Consider the following 25949-nt stretch of genomic DNA (forward strand, 5'->3'; position numbering starts at 1 on the left):
GACATGGGCCTGTGTGGCATATCAAGCCCCTGCCGGGCAATGTACCGGAGTGCCCCGCCGGATGGACGCCGCGCCGTGATGAACTTTCTCGCAATCCGCCTTAAGCGGTTTCGCTCAGTGGCGCCGTGATATTGCAGGCGAAAGCATTACCGGCGTCACACATTGACATAATGTCGAGTCATTCAATAACCCGTACGGGGGATTATCCAATTGCCTTCAATTGCACCGCGGAAAATCTTGCCGACACAGTTTCACGCATTTCATTTCATCTAATTCAAGACACAATAAAATTGAATTCCCATTCCTCAGCGGTTTTGCCAGACTACGGTCCGACGAATGCCCGCAACACAGCATTCGCTCGGGGCGTGGATCGGTTGCTGACCGATCAACTTTCGATCAGTGCAACGCAAAAGGAAACCGTCGTGAAGCACTACACACCTGACAATTTCCAGCTGACGCAAAGCATTGGCTTCCACCTGAACAAGGCCCGCAACAGCCTTCTGATGGAAATGGACTCGGCGCTGCGCCCGCTGGACATCAACGGCCAACAAATGGGTATTCTGCTTTCACTCACCCGGGGGATGGCGAGCACCCCGTTCGAGATCAGCAAGCTCCTGGGCATCGATAGCGGCCTGATGACGCGCATGCTCGACAAGCTCGAGGAAAAGGGCCTGCTCGAACGCAGCCGCAGCATTGACGACCGCCGCGTGGTTAATTTGACCCTGACACCGAAAGGCCGCAGTATTGCCTCCGAAATCCCGACTATTGCACCGGAAGTATTGAATCAGCGATTGCAGGGATTTACTGTTGAGGAATTCGAGGAGTTTCGCCGGCTCCTGTACAAATTCGTGAATGGTGGTTGAATCCGGGTTATGCGCGGCACGTGCGGAGAAATACCGCGACCAGCCTGAGTCGGGCCGGGCATCGCCAACCCGGTACCATCCTGCCGCGAGTTACCCGCTGACACGCTTTCTCAACTGTCTGCCCGCAACGACGACACCGCGCGCTGCGCCTGGTCGATGGCTGCGGTGACCGAAGGACTTCCGGCCACATCGGCCCCGGCAATACGGACGTTGCCGACGCCCAGACCCGCCTGATCCAGCGCGCCTTGCAGGCCTGCGTCGTCAGGCGCCAGCGTGGAAGGCATATAGCTGTAGCCATGCGCCCAGCGGTTGACGGTGATGGCGCGAATATCTCGGGCCGATTGAAAGCCGCCCGCCGCCAGCATGCGATCCAGCTGCGCGCGGATATCCCGCTCCAGCACATCGAAGGGCGTGCCCAGCAGGAACGCCCGCCCCGCGCGGAAGCGTTCGCGCGCCTGCATGCCGCTGTCGGGCACGGTCGGCACATAGAGCATGTGCAGCACGACAGGATCGTCCCGCCCGCCAGCGGCGGGCTCCAGCCAGAGATCGGAATAGGCCATGGTGGGCGCATGGATGCGCCACGCCTTCAAGGCGTCGAAGGCGCGCCAGTTGTCGAGTGCCACCTTCGCATAGACAAGCGGCGCCTTGACGTCCGAGCGCAGCGCAGCCTTGGCCGGCGCCGGCAGTGTCGGCACGATGAACGGGACCATCATGCCGTAGCCGGCCACGATCACGTGCTGCGCCTCGACGCGTTGCAGATTGCCCTGCCAGCCGTAGGTCACGCGCGTGATGCGCACATCGGGCTCGACCGCGATCGCCGTGCTGTTGAGCCGGATGCGCACGGCGCTGCCGTCCTGATCGAGCCTGCCGTAGTCGATGCGGCTGGTGCCGGCAACGCCTGCCGCCATGCTGCCGGCCGGCAGCACGTCGGGCACCAGTTGCGCCACCAGCGCCCGGGCGAGCGTGGCATTGCCATCTGCAAACCATTGGCGCGAGGCCGGCGACTTGCCCAGCCGCGCATCCACGCCCGGGTCGGGCATGCCAGCGCCCGCCGGCAAGCCGATGGCGATGGCCTGCGCCACGGAGATCCCGTCGGCATCCAGCGCATAGGCATCCTGGCTGCGGCTGCGCAGGAAACGCAACGCGCCCAGTCCCAGCCCGGCCTTGTCGCGCAAGAACGTGGCGTAGCGCGTGGATGGCAGATACGCGCGCCGGGTCTCGGCCGGCATCCCCGCCAGATAATCGGTGGCACCCTGCGCCAGCCTCAGCAGCGCCTCGCGATCCGCTGCTGGCAATGGCGCTTTCTCCAGAAATCCGCGCAGCTTGTCTGTGGCGTCGGTCGATACCGAGGCGCCGCGCAAGCGTGCATCGACAATGCCGGCATACGGATCGCCGGCCAGCCACTGGTCGCGGCCAAAATGCCCGGCATCGAAGAACACGGCGCGGCCGAGGCCGCGGCGTTCGTAGTCTTCGCCGGGCAAGGCCCGCGCCTGCGCGGTGGGCGCCAGCCCCAGCCCCGCCAGCAGCGCGCGCACGGCGGCGTTGTCGTTGGCTGACGGCGGCATCTCGGCGCTGCCGCCGTACGTGACCAGCGTGCGGCCACGCACCGTGAACTCGTTGCGCTTGGCATGGCCACCGAAATCGTCGTGATTGTCCAGAATCAGGATGCGCCGCCGGGCGCCGAACCGGCGCTGATAGAACCACGCCGCCGCCAGGCCGCTGATGCCGCCGCCCACCACCACCAGGTCGTAGGCTTCCCGGGCCAGCACGCCGGGATACGTGGCCCCTTCGCGCGCCAGGCTGTGCGCCAGCGTGTAGGTGCCGGCATGGTTGCCGCGCAGGCCCGTCAACGCGGGCGGATAGGTGCCCGTGACCGCACCGGGGGCCGCCAGCAGCTGTGCCGGGGCCAGGCCCGCCGCCACGGTCAGGGCGGTGCCGTTCAGAAAGTCTCTGCGGGTGATCGTCATGGCGTCATGGAGTCTCGGGGGCGCGCACGCCCATCGCACGGCGTCGATCGGCCACGGCTTCCTGGGTCACCGGCGCGGCGCGATTGCCCCAGCTGCCCCGGATGAAGGTCAAGAGATTGGCCAGCTCCTGGTCCTCGAGGGTCCAGCCATAGCCGGGCATGTGATAGTCGGTGGGCGCCGTATCCACGCGTGCCGTCACCGCGCCATCGAGCAGCAGGTTGACCAGCGATGCCGGATTCGGATCAACCACGGTCGGATTGCCGGCCAGCGGCGGAAACACCCGCGCAAAGCCCTTGCCGGTGCTCTGGTGGCAAGGCATGCAGAAGGTGGCGTACTGGCGCGCGCCAGGCGTGTCGAAGCGGCCTTGATCGAGCTGCTGCTGTGCCGTCGCGTCGTAGCGGAATGGCTGTGTCTCGCCCCGTGCGCCGGCGATGGATTTCAGGTACGTGGCCACGGCATCGAGATCAGTGGGGCTCATGTACTGCGTGGACGTGGCAATCACCGTGGACATGGGCCCGAACGACGTGGCGTGGGCGTTGCGGCCCGTGTGCAGGTACTCCACCAGATCCGCTTTCGACCACGCCCCAAGCCCGGTCAAGACATCGCCGGTGAGATTGGTGGCCGACCACCCCTCGACGGTCGCACCCGACAGGAAGTGGCGGCTCCGTTCGTCGATGCCCTTCTCGCCATACAGCATGCCGCGCGGCGTGTGGCACGCGCCGCAGTGGGCCACGGCCTGCACGATGTAGGCGCCGCGCTGCCAGGCCTGGCCCTGCTTCGCGTCGGCCCGCACCGGATCGTCGCGCAGGTTCAGCCAGTTCCAGGGCACCAGCAGCCAGCGCATGCTGTATGGCCATTGCAGCGTTGTCTCGCGATTGGCCTGTCGCACCGGCTTCACCTCGCTGCGCATCCAGGCGTAGAGCGCTGCCACGTCGTCGCGCGTCATTTTCGCGTACGACGTATAGGGCATGGCCGGGTACAGCCGCTTGCCGTCGCGCGCCCTGCCGTGACGCACCGCGCGATCGAAATCGTCGAGCGAATAGCGCCCGAGCCCGGTTTCGGCGTCGGGCGTGATATTGGTCGAGTACACCGTGCCGACGCCGGTCTGCAACGGCAGGCCGCCCGCCATGGGTGCGCCGCCTTCGGCCGTGTGGCAGGCCACGCAGTTGGCGATGCGGGCCAGATAACGCCCGCGTGCGACCTGATCGGCGGCGGCTGGCCCAGCGCCCAGCGCGCTGCCGGCCATCGGCATCAGGGCCATCGCCAGCCACCAGTATCGGAATATCTTGAATCCACGCATGGGTATCACGGACAGGTTGGCCTCACGACACACGCCGGCGGCGCGTCCACCATTCCACGCCGCCGAACGCGCCCTGCACCAGCAGCGCCAGCAGCGCGGCCGGGATGGCGCCCGCCAGCAGCAGCGTCGAATCATTGAGCGCAAGGCCGGTGACGATGCGCTCGCCGTAGCCGCCAGCTCCCACGAAGGCGGCGATGGTGGCCGTGCCGACGCTGATGATGGCGGCGGTCTTCACCCCTGCCAGCACCACCGGCATGGCCAACGGGATTTCCACGTAGCGCAGCACCTGCATCGGCCGGAACCCAAGCGCCCGCGCCGCATCGCGCATGCCGTGGGAAATTTCCTGCAGGCCGGTGCATGCGTTGCGCACGATCGGCAGCAGCGCGTAGAGGAACAGCGCGATCATCGCCGGCCAGACGCCGATTTGCCCCAGCAACGGGATCAGCATGGCCAGCAGCGCCAGCGACGGTACCGTCTGCAGCATGCCCACCAGCGCCAGCAGCACCTGCCCAAGCCGGCGCCGACGCGCCGCCACGATGCCCAGCGGCAATCCCGCCAGCGCGGCCGCGCCCACCGCGCCGCCCACCAGCGCCAGGTGGCGCAGCGTCAGACGCCAGGTGTCGGCACTGACCAGCACCGAGAGCAGGCGTTGGCCACCGGCGCTGCCTTCGCCGCCACCGGCCGCAGCGACTGGCCGGCCCGAAAGAAACTTCCGGGCAATGGCCACGAACGATTCCGCGCCGATCTCCGCCGCTGCGTTCATGTCGATCATGTCGGTCACGGTGATACGCCCGGCCAACTGCCGCAACGCCTGCCAGGCGGCCGGAAATCGCTGCGGCACGTCCAGCCGGTACACGATCACGGCCTCGTAGCCGGGAAATACGTGCAGGTTGTCTTCCAGTACGCGCAGGTGGAATCTATGGATCTTGGCGTCGGTCGAGTAGATGTCGGTGCCGTCGATCTGCCCATTGCGCAGGGCCTCGTATGCAATGCCATGGTCGATGCCAACCGGCTTCTGCGGCAGGCCGTAGGCCCGTACCAACGCCGGCCAGCCGTCGGCCCGCCCCAGGAATTCGTGCGACAGACCCAGCCGCATGTTCGGCTGGCGCGCCAGATCGGTCAGCGTATGCAGGCTGCCCGCACGGGCATCGGCAACCGCGATGGCGTAGGTATTCTCGAATCCCAGCGGAATCGCGGCGCCCAGCCCCATCGGCGCCAGCGCGGCGTTGATCTGCTCCAGCGTGGCGCGGCCGGGCAGCTTCAGGACTTCGCTGGCCAGCGTGCCGGTGTAGTCGGGATAGGCATCGATATTGCCGGCCTTGAGCGCCTCGAACACGATGGCCGTGTTGCCAAGGCCTTGCAGGTGCCGCGTGCCGACATGGGGCGTCGCGGCCTGCGCCAGGATTTCGCCAAGGATGTACGACTCGGTGAACCGCTTGGAGCCAATGCGCAGGGTGTCAGGCTGGGCAGCGTGGACGGTGGCCGGGCCGAACAGACAGGCAAGCGAGAACCAGACGACGAGCAGCCGGGGCATGGGGGGCAAGCCGGAGTCTCCGGGTGAGTTGTCCCGACATCATAAAGCCATACGAGAGCCATACAAGCAATCCCGGCGTGCGCCCTTTCCCGCAGGCAGCCCCGGGCGGTTACTTTGCTTCCGGACTCACATGGACAGCCAGCCAGACCGTGGGCTGCGCCGCGTCGGTCCAGGCCACCCGATGGCGGCAATGGGCGGGCAGCTGCAGCCAGTCGCCGGCGCCGAGCGTGTGGCGGGAGCCATCGTCGACTTCCACATTGGCGCTGCCGCTGATCACCAGCACCCACTCGTCGTCGGCGCTGTCATACCAGAAGTCCGGCGGACTGGCCTGGCCGTTCGAGACGATGCGCTCGATCCGGACGCGGCCCGTTGCCTGCCACGACAGCAGGTCCGTAAAGACCTCGCCGTCGGCATGGACCGGGATGTCGTGCAGCAGGTTGCCCTGGATGGCGCGCATGGCGATGGCCTTTTCCGGGTGCGTGCCGATCAGTCGCCCGGGCCGCCGGGCGCGATGACCTCGCGCGTGCCGTTGCGGCCCATCGGGGACACCAGTCCGGCCGCTTCCATCTGTTCGATCAGGCGCGCCGCGCGGTTGTAGCCGATGCGCAGTTGCCGCTGCACGGCCGAGATCGACGCCCGGCGCGACGTCAGCACGAATTGCGCGGCCTCGTCGTAGAGCGGGTCGGCCTCGCCATCGCCGCCGCCTTCGCCGAACAGATCGGCCGCGCCTTCGGGCACGTCGCCCGCCAGGATGGCTTCGTCATAGTCCGGCTCGCCGAACTGCTTCCAGTGCTCCACCACGCGGTGCACTTCCTCGTCGGCCACGAAGGCGCCATGCACGCGCTGCGGATAGCCGGTGCCCGGCGGCAGGAACAGCATGTCGCCCTGCCCCAGCAGGCTTTCGGCGCCCATCTGGTCCAGGATGGTCCGCGAGTCGATCTTCGACGAAACCTGGAACGCCACGCGGGTCGGGATATTGGCCTTGATCAGGCCCGTGATCACGTCCACCGACGGCCGCTGCGTGGCCAGGATCAGGTGGATGCCCGCCGCGCGCGCCTTCTGCGCCAGCCGGGCGATCAGTTCCTCGATCTTCTTGCCCGCCACCATCATCAGGTCGGCCAGTTCATCGATCACCACCACGATCAGCGGCAGCGTCGACAGCGGCTCCGGCGCGTCCGGGGTCAGCGAGAACGGATTCGGCACCTTCTGCCCAGCCGCTTCGGCCGCGCGGATCTTCTGGTTGTAGCCGGCCAGGTTGCGCACGCCCAGCGCCGACATCAGCCGGTAGCGTTTTTCCATCTCGCCCACGCACCAGTTCAGCGCGTGCGCGGCCTGCTTCATGTCGGTCACCACGGGCGCCAGCAGGTGCGGGATGCCCTCGTAGACCGACAATTCCAGCATCTTCGGGTCGATCATGATCAGGCGCACGTCTTCCGGCGTGGCCTTGTAGAGCATCGACAGGATCATGGCGTTCACCGCCACCGACTTGCCCGAACCCGTCGTGCCGGCCACCAGCAGGTGCGGCGCGCGGGCCAGGTCCGTCACCACGGGGTTGCCCGTGATGTCCTTGCCCATCGCCAGCACCAGCTTCGACGCATGGGCGTCGAATGCGGCGCCGCTGACGATCTCGGACAGGCGGATCATCTGGCGCTTCGCATTGGGCAGTTCCAGCCCCATGCAGGTCTTGCCCGGAATGGTTTCGACCACGCGGATCGACGTCACGCCCAGCGCGCGCGCCAGGTCCTTCATCAGCCCCACCACCTGCGCGCCGCGCACGCCGACGGCCGGATCGACCTCGAAACGCGTGATGACCGGACCGGCGCTGGCGCCCACCACCGACACCGGCACCTTGAACTCGGCCAGCCGTTGCGCGATCAGTTCGCCGGTCTGCTGCAGGCGTTCCTCGGAAATCTGTTCCGCGCTTTCGCCGGTTTCGGCCGCGGGTTCCAGCAGGTCGGCGCCGGGCAGGCGGTAGTCAACCGCCACGCGGGGGGCTGCCGGCACCGGAAGTGGCGCGGGCGCCACCGTGAATGACGTCTGGGTGGTCGCAGGCTCAGCCGGGGTGAGCGCCACCGTGTTACCCACCACGGCCGGCAACACGATGCGCGGCTTTGGCGTGGGCTGGACGAAGGCATTCGCATCCTCCACCGGGGCGGGCTCTTCCTCCGGCGGCACGGTACCTGGCCGCTGCAGCGCATCCGTAGCTTCGATGGGTGCTGCCGTGACGATGGCGACTGGCGGGTCGGCTGCCGCATCGCCCGCCGCATCCGCGGCGGCTTCGGCTTCCGTTGCCGGTTCGATGCCGGCCTCAGCCTCAGCCTCGGCCTCCGAGATCGACGCGGCAACGGCGGCGTCGATGGCTTCCGATGCCGATTGCACCGGGGCTGCCGGCGCCTGGGATTGCGGCTCGGCGGGCTCGACGGGATCGACGGGCTCCACGGGCTCGATGGGCTCGGCGGTCTCGACGGTCTCGACGGTCTCGACGGGCTCGACGGGCTCGACTGTCTCGACGGCCCCGATGGGCTCGGCGGTCCGGCCGGTCTCAGCGGTCTCAGCGGTCTCAGCGGTCCGGACGGTCTCAGCTGTCTCAGCCGTCTCAGCCGTCTCAGCCGTCTCAGCGGCCCCGACTGTCTCGACCGGTTTGACGAGCTCGACCGGCTCCGAGGCGAACGGCTCGGCGGAAGGTTTTTCGATAACCATCCCTGCAGCGGCATCCACTTCGGGTTCCACCGTCGGATCGAGCGCGACAGGCGCCACGGTCGCCAGCGGATCGACAGCCTCCGGAATCGGCGCCGGGTCTGCCGCCGCTTCCAGCGGCTCGGCTTCCGCCGGCACTTCGACGGCGGGCGCTTCGATCGGCTTGCCGGCCAACGCACGCAGCTCGGCCAGTAGCGTCATCGCTTCATCGCGAATGGACGCCAGCGTGACTGGCTCGTCGTCCTGCGCCGGTGCGACATCCTGCGCCGCGTCGGTGGCAGCCGCGATCATCGCGATATCGGCCGCGATCTCGGCGGCACGCGAGACGGCATGGGTATCGGCTTGCGCGTCCGCCGGCGTGCCCGCCTGCGTTTCGGGCACAGGCGGCGCTTCGGCGATGGCCACGTCCGATTCAGCCAGTGCCGCCACGGCCACAACGGCGTTTGCCGCCACGGCGGCGGGCTTTGCGGTGGCCTCAGGCAACGTCGTGATGGCCGAACGCAGGCCAAGTTGCGGATTGCGGAACGGGCTGCTGACCACGGTGGCCTGCGGTGCGGCGGGCCTGGCTTCAGGCCGGGTGTGAGGTTGCGGCTGCGGCTGGCGCTTCGGCTGCGGCGTGGCCTGCGGCGACGGCGGCGCGGCCATTTCGGACCGGGATGCGGCGCGGGCCGGTGCGGCCACCGGCTCGGACTTCACGGCGCCCGGGGCGCCGGCCTGATGCAGCCAGATCTCGCCCGGCTGCGGGGGCGACTGGCGGGTGCGCGGCGGCGGTTGCCAGGCCGGCTGGCGGCGCGCGGATACGGCCTCGATACCCTTGTGACGCGGCGCCGGCCGCCCCTGCCCCGGCATCGACGTCGTTTCCCAGCGATCGCCCGATTCGCGCGGCACGGCCTGCGCGGGCGCCGCCTCGTTGCGCGCATCGTTGCGGAACTCTGAGCGGAACTCTGAGCGGAAATCAGTGCGGAAATCGGAGCGCGAATCCACGCGCGTATCGATGCGCGATTCGTTGCGAGCGGGCGCCGCAGCCGGTGCCTCGTCGGCATCCACGCGCGGGCGGCGCAGCAGGAACAGGCTACGCCAGGTTTCGCCGAACACCATCGGTGCGGCCAGGCCCAGCACGGCCAGCATCATCAGCAGCGCGCCAGTCCAGCCCAGCATGCCGGCCACCGTGCCGGCCAGCGCATGCCCGACGGCACCGCCGGCGGTGGCGCCTTCGCCCTCGCCGCCCGTCAACGCCTCCAGCGTGGCACTGGCACCCAGCACCAGGACCGTACCCATCCATATACGCAGCGAGCCACGGCCGAACAGGCGGCGATCGCCGGCGAGGGCACGCCCCACCGTTCGCCAGACAAGCGGCAACAGCCAGAAGGTCGACAATCCGAACCAGCCCAGACCCATTTTTGATATGACACGTTCAAAACCACGGGCAGCGATTGTAGCGGGTCTGGCTGTGCGGGACCGGCCCGGCGCGGAAAAACTTACGACTTTGCCACGCCTTATTGACTCGGCGCCCCGATGCCCGCCCGGAACGGGTACTTTGCGAAGATCTGCCCCACCACCTGCTCGATCATCAGCTGGCTGGTCTGGCGCTCCGGCTGGCTGGCATCGCCCTGGGCCACGCCCTCCCATACCAGCTGATTCCTTCTGGCATCGACCAGGTCGATGTTCAGCGTGCCCTCGGTATAGGTGTAGGTATCGCTATAGAAGCCGTAGCCGGGCCACGGCGCGTAGAGTCCGCCCCGGTAGGCGTAATAGCCCATGTAGCCGGGCGGTGGCATCGGCGCCGGGCTGCTGACGATCTTCTGCTGGAACTGCATGTTGAAGTTGACCAGCAGGTCGGGCTGGCGCGGCGCGTATTCGTAGCCGCGCGCCGTCATCTCCTTGTGCACCGCGTCTTTCAGATACTGCGTCGTCAGGCTTTCGTAGCCCTGCCGGTCCGTGCCCAGGCGCGGCAGGAAGGCAAAGGTGCGGTATTGGGAAAAGTCGGTGCTGTGGTTGTAGTCGGTACGGATGTCGGGGCCGGTGGCGCAGCCTGCCAGCGCGGCGGCCAGTACCGCGCCGAGGGCGGCCGGTACGCGAGAAATCGTCAGCGCTGACATGGCAGTCTCCCTCTTTCCGGGTTATCAGGTCCTGCTGGCTAGTTCCACTTGCCGTCGATACCGCCCACGCTGAACCTTCCCGCCCCGAGCAGGGCCACCGCCAGCGCCGCCGCCAGGTACATCGCCTGCAGTTCGAGCGCCCAGCCCCCGGTGGGCGCCATCTCGCCAAGCTGCTTGGCATGGACAAGCGCAAACGCGAACAGCATGTTGACGGCCACGATCAGGCCGGCCAGGCGCGACCAGAGTCCGATGATCAGCAGGATGGGCGCAATGATCTCGCCGATGTAGACGCCGTAGGCCAGCGCAGCGGGCAGGCCGGCCTGCGTCACCACCTGCGTGACAAAGCCGGGGCCGGACATCAGCTTCGAAATGCCGTGCAACAGGATCAGCGCGCCCAGCACGATGCGGAGAATGGCCTTGCCCAGGTCTTGCGTTCCTTGCGTACGACTCATCGCGATGGCTCCTTGCGGTTTGATGCAGGTGCATGTGACCTGCACAACTACCTTAGATCGTGCCAGCGTGAAGGTAAAGGCGCAGCGCCACCGGGGCGGCGACCTGACTCAGTCCGCGTCCGCCTGTTGGGCGCCGGACCGCGCGGGCGGCGGCGCGGTGGGCGGCGCAGCATGCATGGGCACGCCGGTCGTCGTCATCATGCCCACCTTGCGCGCGTGTTCCGGCAGCACCTCGGCCAGGAAATCGAGGAAGCGGCGCAGTGCCGGCGTAACGCCGTGCCGGGACGGAAACACCGCGTGCAACACGCCCATGGGCAGATCCCACTGGGGCAGCACCACTTCGAGGTCGCCGCGCTCGACATCGTCGCGGCAGTACATGCGCGGCAGCATGGCCACGCCCACGCCGGCGATGGCCGCCTCGCGCAGGATCGCGAACTCGTCGGACACCAGGCGCGGATCGTAGCCAATATTGACGGGCTCGCCCGCCTTGTCGAACAACGTCCAGACGTGGCGCCCTTCGTGCGGTTTCTGGGCAACCCCGGGCATGCCCTCCAGCGCCTGCGGCGTGCGCGGGCGGCCAATGCTGTCCAGCAGCGCCGGGCTGGCCACCAGCTTCATATCGCTCCTGCCAAAGGTGCGCACGGCCAGGCTGGAATCGTCCAGCACATTGCGCACGCGCAGGGCCAGGTCATAGCCCTCGCCGATCACGTCGACCCGGCGGTTCGTGGCATCGATCTCCAGCTGGACGCCAGGGTTGGCGCGCATGAAATGGCCGATATTGGGCGCCAGCAGGATCTGGACGATCGCAACGGGACAACTAATCCGCAGATGGCCGCCCGGCTGCTCGCGCGACCGGTCGATCACTTCACGCGCGGCTTCGGCGGCCTGGAGCATGTCGCGGCAATGGGCGTAGTACGACTCGCCAAGCGGCGTCACGCGCACCTGACGCGTGGTCCGGCGCAGAAGCTGCACACCCAGATCGCGCTCCAGCTGCGCGATTCGGCGGGACAGGCGCGATTTGGGCACGCCCGTGGCCCGGCTGGCGGCGGAAAAGCTGCCGTGCTGCACAACCTGGGCGAACAGCGACAAATCGTTGAGATCCTGCATGGTCGGCGCTCCGTTGCATCCATAGAACAATCATTTGCATTTTGCCTCACTACCGGCATCAATGGCCAGCCTATATCTTTCAGCCATCCCAACCGAACTTAGTGGAGCCAGACAATGAACATCCTGCAGATCGATTCGAGCGTACTGGGCGACAACTCCGTCTCGCGCAACCTGACCGCCAGCATCGTGGCCGACCTCGTGGCCCAGAACCCCAGCGCCAAGGTCACCGTGCGCGACCTGGACCGCGAAGCGCCGGCCCACCTCGGCAACCACCTGCTGCCCGTGCTGGGCGGTCCGAAGGACGGCCTGAACGCCGCCCAGCAGGCCGAACTGGACATCACCGAGGCATATCTGGCCGAATTCCTGGCCGCCGACGTGCTCGTGATTGGCGCCCCGCAATACAACTTCGGCATCCCGAGCCAGCTCAAGGCCTGGATCGACCGCATCGCGCAAGCCGGCCGCACGTTCCGCTACACCGAGAATGGTCCGGAAGGCCTGGCCAAGGGCAAGAAGGCCATCGTGGTGTCGTCGCGCGGCGGCGTGCGCCAGGACGGCGCGGCGCTGGATCTGCATGAAGTGACCGTCGACGTGGTGCTGCGCTTCCTGGGCATTACCGATATCTCGTTCGTCCGCGCCCACGGTCTGGCCATGGGTCCGGAAGCCCGCGAGGCCGGCCTGACCACGGCCAAGACCGAAATCGCCGCCCTGAACGACGCACTGCGGGCTGCCGCCTGAGCCGCCTGATTGTTTCCAGCTGGTTTTCGACTGGAGCCGTAACCCCGCCTCCGTGAAGTACCGGCGCCGATCCCCTTGGCGCCGGTTGCTGCCTGAGACAGGTATCCCCATTGGGGGTACCTGTCTTTTTTTTCGTGCGGCCGCGTGCGGGCAGCTGTAGGCATGGACCTACATGGATCGCGGAAGTCACCCGGCTCGCCCCCCGGCGCGGATGGGTCTATGATGGTTCGACTGTCTGGACAACCTGCCAGCCAATCCTGCATCCGCCGTCATCCGGGAGCCTGCATGACCGCCGCCGCCTCAGCCCTGCTGCCTGCCACCGCCAGTCATCCGCCGCACGAACCCGCCCTGCTGAGCCAGTATCGCCACGTGCGCGCCGCCACCGAGGCGCTGGTGGCAGACCTGTCCGATGCCGACGCCACCGTGCAGTCGATGGACGACGCCAGTCCCGCCAAATGGCATCTGGCCCATACGACGTGGTTCTTCGAGGAGTTCGTGCTCGGTGCGCGCATTCCCGACTACGAGCCGGTGGACCCACAGTATCGTTACCTGTTCAATTCCTATTACGAAGCGGTCGGCGCCCGCCATCCCCGGCCACGGCGCGGGCTGCTGTCCCGACCGTCGCTGGACGAGGTGCTGGCCTACCGCGAGGCCGTGGACGACAGCATGTTCTCGTTGCTGATGTCCGCCCAGACCGATGACGAAGCCGCGCTGATCACGCTGGGCCTGCATCACGAGCAGCAGCACCAGGAACTGCTGCTCACCGACATCCTCCATTTGTTCGCGCAGAATCCGCTGCGCCCGGCGTACGCGCCCGCCATGGCGGTGCCGGTGGTGGCCGACCCGCGACCCGCGCCCGACTGGATCTCGCTGCCCGGCGGCATCGTAACGGTCGGCCACGGCGACGACGACTTTGCGTTCGACTGTGAAACCCCGCGTCATCAGGTGCTGCTGCAGCCTTATGCGCTGTGCTCGCACCCCGTGAGCAACCGCCAGTGGTTCGAGTTCATCGAGGACGGCGGCTACCAGACCGCCGGACTGTGGTTGTCCGATGGCTGGCGCTGGGTCTGCGACAATCGCATCGAGGCGCCGCTGTACTGGGAAGACCGCGAAGGCACCTGGTGGCACATGACGCTGCGCGGCATGCAGCCCGTCGACCCGGAAAGCCCGGTCACGCACGTGAGCTTCTTCGAGGCCGATGCCTTCGCGCGCTGGGCCGAACGCCGCCTGCCCACTGAAGCCGAATGGGAGCACGCGGCCCGCAACCTGCCGGCGACCGGCAATTTCATCGAAGGCCGTTCACTGCGGCCGCTGCCGGACCGGCAGAACACGTCGGGCGTGCTGCGGCAGATGTTCGGCGATGTCTGGGAATGGACGGCCAGCGCCTTCCTGCCCTACCCCGGCTTCCGGCCAAGTGCCGGCGCGGTGGGCGAATACAACGGCAAGTTCATGAGCAGCCAGATGGTGCTGCGCGGCGGTTCGTGCGTCACGCCGGAATCGCATATCCGCGCCACGTACCGCAACTTCTTCTACCCGCACCAGCGTTGGCAGTTCACGGGGGTGCGGCTGGCGGACGATGTTTGAGGGCTGACGCCACTCACTCAATGGCCTGCGCGGCCATGGGCGTCCGGCGGCGCGTCGTTCAACACGTAGCTCGTGCTGCGTCCGCCGCCAACCGCCTTGCGTAGCGCCCCGCGCGCCACCAGATCGTTGATGTCGCGCAACGCCGTATCGGCGGAGCATTTGGCAATGGCCGCCCACTTGCTGCTGGTGAGCTTGCCCTCGAAGCCGTCCAGCAGCCGGTTCAGCACCTTGACCTGCCGGGCGTGGAGCGCCTGCATGCCCCAATGACGCCAGAATTGTGCCTTGGCCAATACTTCGCCGAGCGTGGCGTGCGCCTGCTGCACGGCACGCAGCAACGTGTCGAAGAACCAGGCGAGCCACGGCGTGACATCCATCGAATCCTTCTGCGTCCGCTCCAGGATGTCGTAGTACGCATTGCGCTCACGCCGGATCTGCGCCGACAGGCTGTAGAACCGCTGCGAACTGCCATCGGCACGGGCCAGCATCAAGTCGCCAATGGCGCGCGCGATACGCCCATTGCCATCGTCGAACGGGTGCAGCGTCACAAACCACAGATGGGCCAGCCCGGCCCGGACCAGCGGCGGCTCGACAGGCGGGCCATTGACCCAATCCAGGAATCGCCCGGTCTCCGCCGCCAGAGGTGGCGATTCTCCGCAAGGACAAGCTAATCGCCGCAAAATATGCGGTGATTAGGCGCCGCAATCCCCGCAAGTGCTTTAATCGCTGCACTTTGTCCGCCGAACATCCATGATCTGTCGCCTCTAAGTCCGCCCCCCTGAATGCTCCCCCTGAATATGAACGCACAGGGCAGAAACGGCCTTCGAGTATTGCGATCCATCATGGCCGTTAATTGCGTTTATAAGAGCCAAGCACACCGGATTCCCTTCACCCTTCCCGCAGCCTCCGCCAAAGCGTGGTGGCGCTGATGCCCAGCTGGGCGCAGGCGGCGGCGCGGTTGCCGCCGCATTCGGCCAGCACGCGGCGGATGTGTTCGGCCTGGCTTGCCTTGGCGACGCCAGCCAGAGACTGCGTCCCGGCGACACCCGCCGGCCCTGCTCCGCCCGGCTCGGGGATGTCCGTGGGCGGCGGCTGCAGGACAGCCATGTCGTGTCCGGAAAACAGTTCCGGGACGGCCGCCTGCAGTTCGCGCTGCAGCGCGGCCGGGGTCAGGTCCGTCCCGGCGACCAGCACGGCGATGCGTTCCGTCACGTTTTCGAGTTCGCGGATGTTGCCCGGCCAGATATAGCGGGCCAGCCGGCTCCGCACTACGTCGGGCAGCGGCTGCGGCGTGTCGATGCCCAGTCGTTCCTGGGCACGCCGGTACAGCAGCGTGGCCAGCGCCGGCAGGTCGGCCGCGCGTTCGCGCAGCGGCGGCATTTCGATCCGGAGGATATTGAGCCGGTAGTACAGGTCCTGGCGGAACGTCCCTTCGCGCACCAGCGCGGCCAGGTCGCGGTGGGTGGCGGCGATCACGCGGACGTTGACCGGCACGGCCTCCAGGCCGCCAATCGGCAGCACCTGCTTTTCCTGCAGCACGCGCAGCAGCCGCGTTTGCAGGGCCGGCGGCATGTCGCCCACTTCGTCCAGGAACAGCGTGCCGTTGTGGGCCGATTCGAACAGGCCGGCCTTGCCGCCGCGCCGGGCGCCCGTGAACGCCCCTTCCTCGTAGCCGAACAGTTCGGATTCGAGCAGCGCCTCCGGAAACGCCGCGCAGTTGACGGCAACGAACGGGAACGCACGGCGCGGGCTGGCGTCGTGCATGCCCTGCGCCAGCACCTCCTTGCCGGTGCCGCTTTCCCCGCTGACCAGCACGGTCGAATCGACCACCGCGTAGCGCCGCGCCAGCGCCCGCAGGTCGCTCATGGCCGGGGAATCGCCGGCCAGGTCGTCGAGGCTGTAGCGCACGCCCGCCGCCCGGGCCCGCGTGCGCGAGCGCAGGTTGCGGTCGGCGCGATGGATCGCATTGGCGTCCTGGATCGTCAGCACCGCCCCCGAAGCGCCGGACTCGCCGACGATCGGAATTCGGTTGACCACCACCATCCGGTCGCCCAGCCGATGGATGGCCTCCAGCTCGCGCGCGCCGCTCTGCATCACGCCATCCAGCGACAGGCCAGGCGCCAGCGTGGACAGCTTGCGCCCCACGGCCGCGCCGGCCGGTGTGCCCAGGAATCGCTCCATCGCCGGATTGAACGCCTGCACGCGCCCTTCGGCGTCCACGGCCGCCACCCCTTCGTTCAGGTGCGCCAGGATGGCATTGACGTAATCGCGCCGCGTGGATTCGATACGGCGCAGCCGCGCGGCCTCGATCGCATCTTCCAGCGCCAGCCGCACGGCGTTACCCGAATACAGGAACACGCCCATCAGCCCGTACTTGTCGGCCAGGTCGGTCACCATGCCGGGCCCCACCACCACGCGGATGCCTTCTTCCTTCAGCGCGCGCACGCGAGCCGTGGCGTCGTCTTCGGTCAAATAGGTATAGCGGGGAATATCGAGCCCGAAGGTGCCCACGAAGTCGTCCACTTCGGCGTACGTGGACGCATGGGTGACCAGGGCCACCTTGGGCGAAATGCGTCGCGCCGTGGCCAGCGCGCTCATGACGTCGAAGCCGGTGACCTTGACCAGCACCACGGGAACATCCACGTGCTGGCGCAGGTAGGCGCCATTGGAGCCTCCGGCCACCACCACGTCGACGCGGTTCTCGCGCGCCTCGCGGTTGATCGCGCTGGCCGCCGACTCGAACGCCCGCCCGACGATGCGGAATTCCGCGCGGGCGGCGTACGCAGGAATCAGGTCGGCGAAGGCGCGCGACAGGCGGCTGATCCCCATCGCCCAGATGCGCGGCCGGGCACCGGGGACGGCCGGGGAAGCGGGGTTCAGCGGGATTGGAGCAGGCAGCGACGACATGGCGGCAGAACTCGATGGATCGATTTGCCGATTGTGCGCGCATGCCCAAGGCATTTCAACTTTGAAATGCAAACATTGCATGACTGCAATTCGCTTGGGGCTAATTGTGACGCCGGCAGCCCTTCATCGGCGCGACGACTGGGCGCCGGCATCACCTAACCCACTGACGCATAAGGGTTTCTGCCTATCGGAATGACGCACGGGCGACGCCGGCCCCGTGTTTTGGCCCGCTGGCACACCCCTTGCGCTAGATTGCCGCCCTGCCCCCGATGCAGGATCGAACCAACCAGAGATTTCACGCCATGACTTTTTCCGCCAACGAACTTGCCCGCTCCGCGGGTGCCCGCTTCCGCCAGGCCCTGATCGACGAGACCCCGCTGCAGATCCCGGGCACGATCAACGCCAACCATGCGCTGCTGGCCAAGCGCGCCGGGTATCGCGCGATCTACCTGTCGGGCGGTGGCGTGGCCGCGGGCTCGCTGGGCCTGCCGGATCTGGGCATCTCGAATCTCGACGATGTGCTGACCGATATCCGCCGCATCACCGATGTCTGCGACACGCCACTGCTGGTGGACGTGGATACCGGCTTCGGCTCGTCGGCCTTCAACGTGGCGCGCACCACGCGATCGCTGATCAAGTTTGGCGCCGCCGCCATGCATATCGAAGACCAGGTCGGCGCCAAGCGCTGCGGCCATCGCCCGAACAAGGAGATCGTCGGCAAGGACGAAATGGTGGACCGCATCAAGGCCGCCGTGGATGCCCGTACCGATGAGAACTTCGTCATCATGGCCCGCACCGACGCGCTGGCCGTCGAAGGCCTGGACGCCGCCATCGAGCGCGCCGTGGCCTGCGCCGAAGCCGGCGCCGACGCCATCTTCCCGGAAGCCATGACCGACCTGGCGATGTACGCCAGGTTCGTGGACGCCGTGAAGGTGCCCGTGCTGGCCAACCTGACCGAGTTCGGCGCCACCCCGTATTTCACGCTCGACGACCTGCGCGGCGTGGGCGTGGCCATGGCGCTGTACCCGCTGTCGGCGTTCCGCGCCGCCAACAAGGCTGCCGAGAACGTCTTTGCGGCCATCCGCCGCGACGGCACCCAGAAAAACGTCGTCGACACCATGCAAACGCGTGCCGAACTCTACGAGCGGATCGACTACCATGCCTACGAGCAGAAGCTCGACGCACTGTTCGCCCAAGGCAAGGCCCGGTAACGACCCCGCACACGTACGCGCTATTCTTTGCGATGCGGTCTGTTGCGCTGCAATAGGACACCCACCATGACCGCACGCACCCCAAACACTCGAAATCGAAACAAGGAGACCCAGATGTCCGAAGCTCAACCGCTGGCCACGCCGAAGCCCAAGAAATCCGTTGCCCTGTCGGGCGTTGCCGCCGGCAACACCGCCCTGTGCACCGTTGGCCGTAGCGGGAACGATCTCCACTATCGCGGCTACGACATCCTCGATATCGCCGATACGTGCGAATTCGAGGAAATCGCCCACCTGCTGGTGCACGGCAAGCTGCCCAACAAGGCCGAACTGGTCGCCTACAAGACCAAGCTGAAGGCCCTGCGCGGCCTGCCCGCCAACGTGAAGGCCGCCCTGGAATGGGTGCCGGCCAGCGCCCACCCGATGGACGTGATGCGCACGGGCGTGTCGGTGCTGGGCACGGTGCTGCCCGAGAAGGACGATCACAACACGCCGGGCGCGCGCGACATCGCCGACCGCCTGATGGCCAGCCTGGGGTCGATGCTGCTGTACTGGTATCACTACAGCCACAACGGCCGTCGCATCGAGGTGGAAACCGACGACGAATCGATTGCCGCGCATTTCCTCCACCTGCTGCACGGCGAGGCCCCCAGCAAGCTGTGGGAACGCGCGATGCAGACGTCGCTGATCCTTTACGCGGAGCACGAGTTCAACGCGTCGACGTTTGCCTGCCGCGTGGTGGCCGGCACCGGCTCCGACATGTATTCGGCCATCTGCGGCGGCATCGGCGCGCTGCGCGGCCCGAAGCACGGCGGGGCCAACGAAGTGGCGTTCGAGATCCAGAAACGCTACGACACCCCGGACGACGCCGAGGCCGACATCCGCCGCCGCGTGGAAAACAAGGAAGTGGTGATCGGATTCGGTCACCCGGTGTACACGATCTCCGACCCGCGCAACGTGGTGATCAAGGAAGTGGCACGCAAGCTGTCGAAGGACGCCGGCTCGATGAAGATGTTCAACATCGCCGAGCGGCTGGAAACGGTCATGGCCGACGCCAAGAAAATGTTCCCGAACCTGGACTGGTTCAGCGCCGTGAGCTACCACATGATGGGGGTGCCCACCGCGATGTTCACCCCGCTGTTCGTGATCGCCCGTACGTCGGGCTGGGCCGCGCACGTGATCGAGCAACGGATCGACAACAAGATCATCCGTCCGACGGCCAACTACACCGGCCCGGAAGACCTGAAATTCGTGCCGATCGAAAAGCGCGCCTGATCCATTGCAACAACAACAGTGCCGCCACCCGGCCCGGCTATCCGCCGCGCGGTGGCAGGCACGCACAGTCCTCACGTCGCCATGAACACTGCCTACCGCAAGCCGCTGCCCGGGACCCGCCTCGATTATTTCGACGCCCGCGCCGCCGTCAATGACATCTCCCCGGGCGCCTGGGACAAACTGCCGTACACGTCGCGCGTGCTGGCCGAAAACCTGGTGCGCCGCTGTGACCCTGCCACGCTGACCGATTCGCTCAGGCAGCTCATCGAACGCAAGCGTGACCTCGATTTCCCGTGGTTCCCGGCCCGCGTGGTTTGCCACGACATCCTGGGCCAGACCGCGCTGGTAGACCTGGCCGGCCTGCGCGACGCCATCGCCGACCAGGGCGGCGACCCGGCCAAGGTCAACCCGGTGGTGCCGGTGCAGCTGATCGTCGACCACTCGCTGGCCGTGGAATGTGGCGGCTTTGATCCCGACGCGTTTACCAAGAACCGCGCCATCGAGGATCGCCGCAACGAAGACCGTTTCGATTTCATCAACTGGACCAAGAAGGCGTTCCGCAACGTCGACGTGATCCCGCCGGGCAACGGCATCATGCACCAGATCAATCTGGAAAAGATGTCGCCCGTGATCCATGCCGACCACGGCGTGGCCTACCCCGATACCTGCGTAGGCACCGACAGCCACACGCCGCACGTCGACGCACTGGGCGTGATCGCCATCGGCGTGGGCGGCCTGGAGGCCGAAAACGTGATGCTGGGCCGTGCGTCATGGATGCGCCTGCCCGACATCGTCGGCGTGGAGCTGACCGGCCGCCGCCAGCCCGGCATCACCGCCACCGACATCGTGCTGGCCCTGACCGAATTCCTGCGCAAGGAAAAGGTTGTCGGCGCGTATCTGGAATTCCGTGGCGAAGGTGCGTCGAGCCTGACGCTGGGCGACCGCGCCACGATCTCGAACATGGCGCCCGAATACGGCGCCACGGCCGCGATGTTCTTCATCGACGGGCAGACCACCGAATACCTGCGCCTGACCGGCCGCGACGAAGCCCAGGTACAGCTGGTGGAAACGTACGCCAAGGCCACCGGCCTGTGGGCCGATGCGCTGAAGACGGCCGAATACGAGCGGGTTCTGCATTTCGACCTGTCCACCGTGGTCCGCAACATGGCCGGTCCGTCGAACCCGCACAAGCGCCTGCCCACGTCCGACCTGGCCGCGCGTGGCATTGCCGGCAAGTGGGAGGAAACGCCGGGCCAGATGCCCGACGGCGCGGTCATCATCGCCGCCATCACGAGCTGCACCAACACCAGCAACCCGCGCAACGTGATTGCCGCCGCGCTGCTGGCGCGCAACGCCAACGCGCACGGCCTGACGCGCAAGCCGTGGGTCAAGTCGTCGCTGGCGCCGGGATCGAAGGCGGTGGAGCTGTACCTGGAAGAAGCCAACCTGCTGCCCGACCTGGAGAAGCTCGGCTTCGGCATCGTGGCGTTCGCCTGCACGACGTGCAACGGCATGTCGGGCGCGCTCGATCCGAAGATCCAGCAGGAGATCATCGACCGCGACCTGTACGCCACGGCCGTGCTGTCGGGCAACCGCAACTTCGACGGCCGTATCCACCCGTACGCCAAGCAGGCGTTCCTGGCGTCGCCCCCGCTGGTGGTCGCCTACGCCATCGCCGGCACGATCCGCTTCGATATCGAGCGGGATGCCCTGGGCACCGACGCGAGCGGCAAGCCGGTCTACCTGAAGGATATCTGGCCGAGCGACGAGGAAATCGACGCGATCGTCAGGCAGAGCGTGAAGCCCGAGCAGTTCCGCAAGGTCTACGAGCCGATGTTCGCGCTGCACGCCGAGAACGACACGTCGATCGATCCGCTGTACGACTGGCGCCCGCAAAGCACGTACATCCGCCGCCCGCCGTACTGGGAAGGCGCGCTGGCCGGCGAGCGCACGCTGCGCGGCATGCGCGCGCTGGCGGTGCTGGGCGACAACATCACCACCGACCACCTGTCGCCGTCCAACGCCATCCTGCGCAACAGCGCGGCCGGCGAGTACCTGGCGAAGATGGGCCTGCCGGAAGAAGACTTCAACTCGTACGCCACGCACCGCGGCGACCACCTGACCGCCCAGCGCGCCACGTTCGCCAACCCGACGCTGATCAACGAGATGGCCGTGGTCGATGGCGCGGTCAAGAAAGGTTCGCTGGCCCGCATCGAGCCCGAGGGCAAGGTCGTGCGCATGTGGGAGGCCATCGAGACCTATATGGATCGCAAGCAGCCGCTGATCGTGGTGGCCGGGGCCGACTATGGCCAGGGCTCGTCGCGCGACTGGGCTGCCAAGGGTGTGCGGCTGGCCGGCGTGGAAGCCATCGTGGCCGAAGGCTTCGAGCGCATTCACCGCACCAACCTGATCGGCATGGGCGTGCTGCCGGTGGAATTCCTGCCCGGCACCAACCGCCTGACGCTGGGGATCGACGGCACCGAGACGTTCGACGTGGTTGGCGCACGCCGCCCGCGCGCCAAGCTGACGCTGGTGATCCATCGCAAGAACGGTGAAAAGGTGGAAGTGCCGGTGCTGTGCCGCCTGGACAGCGACGAGGAAGTGTCGATCTATGAGGCCGGCGGCGTGCTGCAGCGATTTGCCCAGGATTTCCTGGAATCGTCGCGCGCAGCAGCCTGATCGGTGATTAGGAAAACTACGATGGCTTACGTACCTCAAATCAAGATTCCCGCCACGTATCTGCGTGGCGGCACCAGCAAGGGTGTGTTTTTCCGGCTGCAGGACCTGCCCGAATCGGCACAAAAGCCCGGCGAAGCACGCGACCGCCTGCTGATGCGCGTGATCGGCAGCCCCGATCCGTACGGCAAGCAGATCGATGGCATGGGCGCCGCCACGTCGAGCACCAGCAAGACGGTGATCATCGCGAAAAGCTCGCGTCCTGACCACGACGTGGACTACCTGTTCGGCCAGGTGTCGATCGACCAGCCGTTCGTGGACTGGAGCGGCAACTGCGGCAACCTGTCGGCGGCCGTGGGGCCGTTCGCGGTCAGCAACGGATTTATCGAGGCATCGCGGATTCCTGAAAATGGAACCGTGACCGTGAAGATCTGGCAGGCCAATATCGGCAAGACAATCATCGCGCACGTGCCGATCACCAACGGCGCGGTGCAGGAAACCGGCGATTTCGAGCTGGATGGCGTGACCTTCCCGGCCGCCGAAGTCCAGCTTGAATTCATGGACCCGGCCGCCGAGGAAGGCGACGACGGCGGCGGCGCGATGTTTCCCACCGGCAACCTGATCGACGACCTGGAAGTGCCCGGCGTGGGCACGCTCCGCGCCACGATGATCAATGCCGGCATCCCGACGATCTTCGTCGAGGCGGAAGCCATTGGCTACACCGGCACGGAGTTGCAGGACGCCATCAACGGCGACCCGAAGGCGCTGGCGATGTTCGAGACGATCCGGGCCTACGGCGCCAGGCGCATGGGCCTGATCCAGGATATCGACGAGGCGAAGAAGCGCCAGCACACGCCCAAGGTGGCGTTCGTGGCCCGGCCGGCCACCTATACCGCGTCGAGCGGCAAGACGGTGGAGGCCAGTGGCGTGGACCTGCTGGTGCGCGCGCTGTCGATGGGCAAGCTGCACCACGCGATGATGGGCACCGCGGCCGTGGCGATCGGCACGGCGGCTGCCGTGCCGGGCACGCTGGTGAACCTGGCGGCCGGCGGCGGAGAACGCGAGGCCGTGCGCTTTGGCCATCCGTCGGGCACGCTGCGCGTGGGCGCGCAGGCCGCGCTGGTCGATGGCCAGTGGACGGTGCGGAAGGCCATCATGAGCCGCAGCGCACGCGTGCTGATGGAAGGCTGGGTGCGCGTGCCGGGAGACGCGTTCTAGCCGAACCCTTCTGCCATGCGATGGGTCTGGCGTAGCGCTAGGACTCCTCTGAAATTGTCGTCACCGGGCGGCATTCTTCCTGACCGAAGAATGCCGCTTTGTCTTATCCAGCATACGTTTCCGGGTTGCAAGGATTCTGTTGAAGTTGTCGACGCAACGTCGTGGCATGGTTATAGTTCTCGCTCCGTTCGCGAACCATTGCGGCTTGCGGCGGTTCAACGAACCAATCAAAAGCGGCCCATGCGGTTTCCACAAGAATCACGCACCGCGCCGACCAGAGGAGAATCATGCAACGACCTGCCAAGCTCACCACCCTTGCCACCCTGCTGCTGTCCGCCGCGCTGCTGACCGGCACCGCGCACGCCCAACTGGCCCCTTCGGCCAGCGCCGCCGCGCCCGCCGGCACCACGGCCGAAGCGCGCAAGGCCAACATCGTCATCATCGGCACTGGCGGCACCATCGCCGGCGCGGGTGCATCGGCCACCAACACCGCGGCGTACCAGTCCGCCGTGGTGCCCGTGGACAAGATCATTGCCTCGGTGCCCGAAATCTCGAAGGTCGCCAACGTCAAGGGCGAGCAGATCTTCCAGATCGGCTCCGAGAGCTTCAACAACGAGCGCCTGCTGAAGCTGGGCAAGCGCGTGTCGGAACTGCTCAAGCAGCCTGACGTGGACGGCATCGTCATCACGCACGGCACCGACACGATCGAGGAAACGGCCTACTTCCTGAACCTCACGCTCAAGAGCGACAAGCCCGTGGTGGTGGTTGGCTCGATGCGTCCGGGCACGGCGCTGGGCGCCGACGGCGCGCTGAACCTCTACGATGCCGTGCTGGTGGCTTCGAGCCCGGCCTCGAAGGGCAAGGGCGCACTGGTGGTGCTCAATGACGAGATCCACACCGGCCGCGACGTGACCAAGACCAACACGTTCAAGACCGAGACGTTCCGCTCGCCGTTCGGCCCGCTGGGCTACGTGGTGGAAGGCCGCACGCTGTACTACCGCACGCTGGCCCGTCCGCACACGCTGCAGACCGAGTTCGACATCGACAAGATCGACAAGCTGCCTGAAGTGGCCGTGGTCTACGCCTACGGCAACGTGAATCCGGCCAGCATCGACGCGGCCGTGAAGAACGGCGCCAAGGCCATCGTCTACGCCGCCACCGGCAACGGCAGCGTGGGCGACTACATGGTGGAGCCGCTCAAGGCCGCGCAAGCCAAGGGCGTGCAGGTGGTGCGGGCCTCGCGCACCGGCAGCGGCATCGTCGTGCGCAACGCCGAGCAGCCGGACGACAAGTACAACTGGATCGTCACCGACGACCAGCTGCCGCAGAAGGCGCGCATCCTGATGGCGCTGGCACTGACCAAGACCAACGACCCGAAGGCCCTGCAGCAGATCTTCTGGAAGTACTGATCGCTGGAAGGGTTGACCTGCAAGGCCCCGGCGCCCCCGGGGCCGCTTGACTGCCTACAGCAGCGCCGTGCTCATCAGCGCCTTGGCGGCGAGCACGGCCTCCGCCTCGTTCTCGGCAAAGACCGACACCTCGGTGACCACCTGGCGCTTGCCCCGGCGTACCACGTCGGCCACGGCACGCAGCGTGGCCGACTTTGCCGGTACCAGATACTGGATCGACAGCGATCCGGTCGCTCCGCCCTTCACTACCTCCAGATCCACCGCAGTGAATGCCGCGGCCGCGCCGGCCACATCGATCAGCGTGGCGATGACGCCGCCGTGGACCATGTCGCCCACGGTGATGTTGCTCATGCTGAATGGCAGCAGCAGCTCCACATGATCGGGCGTCACCACATCGAAGCGAATCCCGAGCGCGCGCGCCACGGGCGATCCGCCCAGCACCGATGCGAGCATGGCGGCATTGCGAGGATCGACGGACTGGCTGGACATGTACGGCCTCCCTGGCATCAACTGGACTGGAATCATGACCCGTCAAGGGTAGATGGCCGTCAAGGGGTCCACAATGACCTCAGGGGTAATCCCCAAGTGCCGAAAGCGCCGGGGCCGGGCGTTTATAATGTGCGGCCAGCCGCTAGACGGCCTCTTTTCGCAGCGCCCGCTTCATGTCCGCCAATACCCCCGATTCGCTCACTTCGCCCGACACTTCCGCCCAGGACGAGGCCCAGACGCGCCTGAGCGACCGCCCGGACAGCCCCTGTATCGGCATCTGCTCGACACTGTTCGATGAGGTATGCCAGGGCTGCGGCCGCACCGCCGCCGAAGTCAGCAACTGGGTGTTCTATAGCGAGGAAGAAAAGCAGACGATCTGGGAGCGCATCACGCGCGAAGCCACGGCGTGGCGATTCCGCCAGGAATAACGCC

General features: G+C 66.9%; 19 protein-coding genes and 1 pseudogene. 9 read left to right on the forward strand and 11 right to left on the reverse strand.

All coding sequences use genetic code 11. From position 1 onward, the window contains the following. Window positions 1-422: 422 nt before the first annotated feature. Window positions 423-863 (forward strand): MarR family winged helix-turn-helix transcriptional regulator, encoded by a 441-nt coding sequence (locus BLQ58_RS15895; protein WP_092600252.1) that lies wholly within the window; start codon window positions 423-425, stop codon window positions 861-863. A gap of 110 nt (window positions 864-973) precedes the next feature. Here the strand turns inward: BLQ58_RS15895 and BLQ58_RS15900 are convergent, their stop codons facing one another. The 8 genes from BLQ58_RS15900 to BLQ58_RS15935 form a co-directional block, all read right to left on the reverse strand. Then, a complete protein-coding gene (locus tag BLQ58_RS15900; protein WP_092599862.1) occupies window positions 974-2830 on the reverse strand; it encodes an NAD(P)-binding protein in 1857 nt (618 codons plus the stop codon). A gap of 4 nt (window positions 2831-2834) precedes the next feature. Next, window positions 2835-4091: a cytochrome c gene (locus tag BLQ58_RS15905; RefSeq protein ID WP_254775987.1), complete on the reverse strand. Its 1257-nt coding sequence runs from the start codon at window positions 4089-4091 to the stop codon at window positions 2835-2837. Window positions 4092-4152: 61 nt separating this feature from the next. Beyond that, window positions 4153-5664, reverse strand: coding sequence for a glycine betaine ABC transporter substrate-binding protein (locus BLQ58_RS15910; protein WP_092599868.1), 1512 nt, complete (start codon window positions 5662-5664; stop codon window positions 4153-4155). 109 nt (window positions 5665-5773) lie between these two features. Beyond that, the gene (locus BLQ58_RS15915) at window positions 5774-6121 is read right to left on the reverse strand and encodes a cupin domain-containing protein (protein WP_092599871.1); all 348 of its coding nucleotides are present in this window, start codon (window positions 6119-6121) and stop codon (window positions 5774-5776) included. A 29-nt stretch (window positions 6122-6150) separates the two neighbouring features. Continuing rightward, on the reverse strand, window positions 6151-9759 hold the full coding sequence (locus BLQ58_RS15920) for a DNA translocase FtsK (RefSeq protein WP_092599874.1): 3609 nt from the start codon (window positions 9757-9759) through the stop codon (window positions 6151-6153). Between the two features lie 98 nt (window positions 9760-9857). Then, window positions 9858-10460 (reverse strand): DUF4136 domain-containing protein, encoded by a 603-nt coding sequence (locus BLQ58_RS15925; RefSeq protein WP_092599877.1) that lies wholly within the window; start codon window positions 10458-10460, stop codon window positions 9858-9860. A gap of 38 nt (window positions 10461-10498) precedes the next feature. Next, window positions 10499-10912 carry a DoxX family protein gene (locus tag BLQ58_RS15930; protein WP_092599880.1) on the reverse strand — a complete coding sequence of 138 codons (414 nt, stop codon included), beginning with the start codon at window positions 10910-10912 and terminating at the stop codon, window positions 10499-10501. A gap of 108 nt (window positions 10913-11020) precedes the next feature. Further along, window positions 11021-12019, reverse strand: a complete 999-nt coding sequence (locus BLQ58_RS15935) for a LysR substrate-binding domain-containing protein (RefSeq protein WP_092599883.1) — start codon at window positions 12017-12019, stop codon at window positions 11021-11023. 114 nt (window positions 12020-12133) lie between these two features. Between BLQ58_RS15935 and BLQ58_RS15940 the strand changes: the two genes are divergently transcribed. Both BLQ58_RS15940 and egtB read left to right on the forward strand, forming a co-directional pair. Continuing rightward, complete coding sequence (locus tag BLQ58_RS15940) at window positions 12134-12754, forward strand: FMN-dependent NADH-azoreductase (protein ID WP_092599886.1); 621 nt, start codon at window positions 12134-12136, stop codon at window positions 12752-12754. 285 nt (window positions 12755-13039) lie between these two features. Further along, complete coding sequence (gene egtB / locus BLQ58_RS15945; protein WP_092599889.1) at window positions 13040-14338, forward strand: ergothioneine biosynthesis protein EgtB; 1299 nt, start codon at window positions 13040-13042, stop codon at window positions 14336-14338. A 17-nt stretch (window positions 14339-14355) separates the two neighbouring features. Here the strand turns inward: egtB and BLQ58_RS15950 are convergent. Both BLQ58_RS15950 and prpR read right to left on the reverse strand, forming a co-directional pair. Then, window positions 14356-14988 (reverse strand): annotated as a pseudogene (locus BLQ58_RS15950) (Fic family protein); the annotation flags it as partial. Window positions 14989-15223: 235 nt separating this feature from the next. Continuing rightward, the gene (prpR, locus tag BLQ58_RS15955) at window positions 15224-17242 is read right to left on the reverse strand and encodes a propionate catabolism operon regulatory protein PrpR (RefSeq protein ID WP_092599891.1); all 2019 of its coding nucleotides are present in this window, start codon (window positions 17240-17242) and stop codon (window positions 15224-15226) included. A 302-nt stretch (window positions 17243-17544) separates the two neighbouring features. On the opposite strand from prpR, the gene prpB reads away from it, so the two are divergent. The 5 genes from prpB (at window position 17545) to BLQ58_RS15980 (ending at window position 25028) form a co-directional block, all read left to right on the forward strand. Then, window positions 17545-18453, forward strand: a complete 909-nt coding sequence (gene prpB / locus BLQ58_RS15960) for a methylisocitrate lyase (protein ID WP_092599894.1) — start codon at window positions 17545-17547, stop codon at window positions 18451-18453. A 114-nt stretch (window positions 18454-18567) separates the two neighbouring features. Continuing rightward, window positions 18568-19725, forward strand: coding sequence for a bifunctional 2-methylcitrate synthase/citrate synthase (gene prpC, locus BLQ58_RS15965; protein ID WP_092599897.1), 1158 nt, complete (start codon window positions 18568-18570; stop codon window positions 19723-19725). Between the two features lie 81 nt (window positions 19726-19806). After that, on the forward strand, window positions 19807-22404 hold the full coding sequence (gene acnD / locus BLQ58_RS15970) for a Fe/S-dependent 2-methylisocitrate dehydratase AcnD (protein ID WP_092599900.1): 2598 nt from the start codon (window positions 19807-19809) through the stop codon (window positions 22402-22404). A 21-nt stretch (window positions 22405-22425) separates the two neighbouring features. Next, window positions 22426-23619, forward strand: coding sequence for a 2-methylaconitate cis-trans isomerase PrpF (gene prpF, locus BLQ58_RS15975; RefSeq protein ID WP_092599903.1), 1194 nt, complete (start codon window positions 22426-22428; stop codon window positions 23617-23619). Between the two features lie 287 nt (window positions 23620-23906). Beyond that, entirely contained in the window at window positions 23907-25028 is a 1122-nt protein-coding gene (locus tag BLQ58_RS15980; RefSeq protein WP_092599906.1) for an asparaginase, read from the forward strand. Window positions 25029-25082: 54 nt separating this feature from the next. Here BLQ58_RS15980 and BLQ58_RS15985 read toward each other — a convergent pair whose 3' ends face one another. Continuing rightward, a complete protein-coding gene (locus BLQ58_RS15985; protein ID WP_092599909.1) occupies window positions 25083-25517 on the reverse strand; it encodes a PaaI family thioesterase in 435 nt (144 codons plus the stop codon). 173 nt (window positions 25518-25690) lie between these two features. Between BLQ58_RS15985 and BLQ58_RS15990 the strand changes: the two genes are divergently transcribed. Further along, window positions 25691-25945, forward strand: coding sequence for a DUF1289 domain-containing protein (locus tag BLQ58_RS15990; RefSeq protein ID WP_092599912.1), 255 nt, complete (start codon window positions 25691-25693; stop codon window positions 25943-25945). Window positions 25946-25949: the final 4 nt, after the last annotated feature.

The organism is Ralstonia sp. 25mfcol4.1 (assembly GCF_900104095.1).
In the GTDB taxonomy this organism is placed as follows: domain Bacteria; phylum Pseudomonadota; class Gammaproteobacteria; order Burkholderiales; family Burkholderiaceae; genus Cupriavidus.

Coding starts and splice junctions, on each gene's coding strand:
- BLQ58_RS15900 (WP_092599862.1), bottom strand. CDS start 2,830: ATGACGATCACCCGCAGAGACTTTCTGAACGGCACCGCCCTGACCGTG.
- BLQ58_RS15905 (WP_254775987.1), bottom strand. CDS start 4,091: ATGGCCCTGATGCCGATGGCCGGCAGCGCGCTGGGCGCTGGGCCAGCC.
- BLQ58_RS15910 (WP_092599868.1), bottom strand. CDS start 5,664: ATGCCCCGGCTGCTCGTCGTCTGGTTCTCGCTTGCCTGTCTGTTCGGC.
- BLQ58_RS15915 (WP_092599871.1), bottom strand. CDS start 6,121: ATGCGCGCCATCCAGGGCAACCTGCTGCACGACATCCCGGTCCATGCC.
- BLQ58_RS15920 (WP_092599874.1), bottom strand. CDS start 9,759: ATGGGTCTGGGCTGGTTCGGATTGTCGACCTTCTGGCTGTTGCCGCTT.
- BLQ58_RS15925 (WP_092599877.1), bottom strand. CDS start 10,460: ATGTCAGCGCTGACGATTTCTCGCGTACCGGCCGCCCTCGGCGCGGTA.
- BLQ58_RS15930 (WP_092599880.1), bottom strand. CDS start 10,912: ATGAGTCGTACGCAAGGAACGCAAGACCTGGGCAAGGCCATTCTCCGC.
- BLQ58_RS15935 (WP_092599883.1), bottom strand. CDS start 12,019: ATGCAGGATCTCAACGATTTGTCGCTGTTCGCCCAGGTTGTGCAGCAC.
- BLQ58_RS15940 (WP_092599886.1), top strand. CDS start 12,134: ATGAACATCCTGCAGATCGATTCGAGCGTACTGGGCGACAACTCCGTC.
- egtB (WP_092599889.1), top strand. CDS start 13,040: ATGACCGCCGCCGCCTCAGCCCTGCTGCCTGCCACCGCCAGTCATCCG.
- prpR (WP_092599891.1), bottom strand. CDS start 17,242: ATGTCGTCGCTGCCTGCTCCAATCCCGCTGAACCCCGCTTCCCCGGCC.
- prpB (WP_092599894.1), top strand. CDS start 17,545: ATGACTTTTTCCGCCAACGAACTTGCCCGCTCCGCGGGTGCCCGCTTC.
- prpC (WP_092599897.1), top strand. CDS start 18,568: ATGTCCGAAGCTCAACCGCTGGCCACGCCGAAGCCCAAGAAATCCGTT.
- acnD (WP_092599900.1), top strand. CDS start 19,807: ATGAACACTGCCTACCGCAAGCCGCTGCCCGGGACCCGCCTCGATTAT.
- prpF (WP_092599903.1), top strand. CDS start 22,426: ATGGCTTACGTACCTCAAATCAAGATTCCCGCCACGTATCTGCGTGGC.
- BLQ58_RS15980 (WP_092599906.1), top strand. CDS start 23,907: ATGCAACGACCTGCCAAGCTCACCACCCTTGCCACCCTGCTGCTGTCC.
- BLQ58_RS15985 (WP_092599909.1), bottom strand. CDS start 25,517: ATGTCCAGCCAGTCCGTCGATCCTCGCAATGCCGCCATGCTCGCATCG.
- BLQ58_RS15990 (WP_092599912.1), top strand. CDS start 25,691: ATGTCCGCCAATACCCCCGATTCGCTCACTTCGCCCGACACTTCCGCC.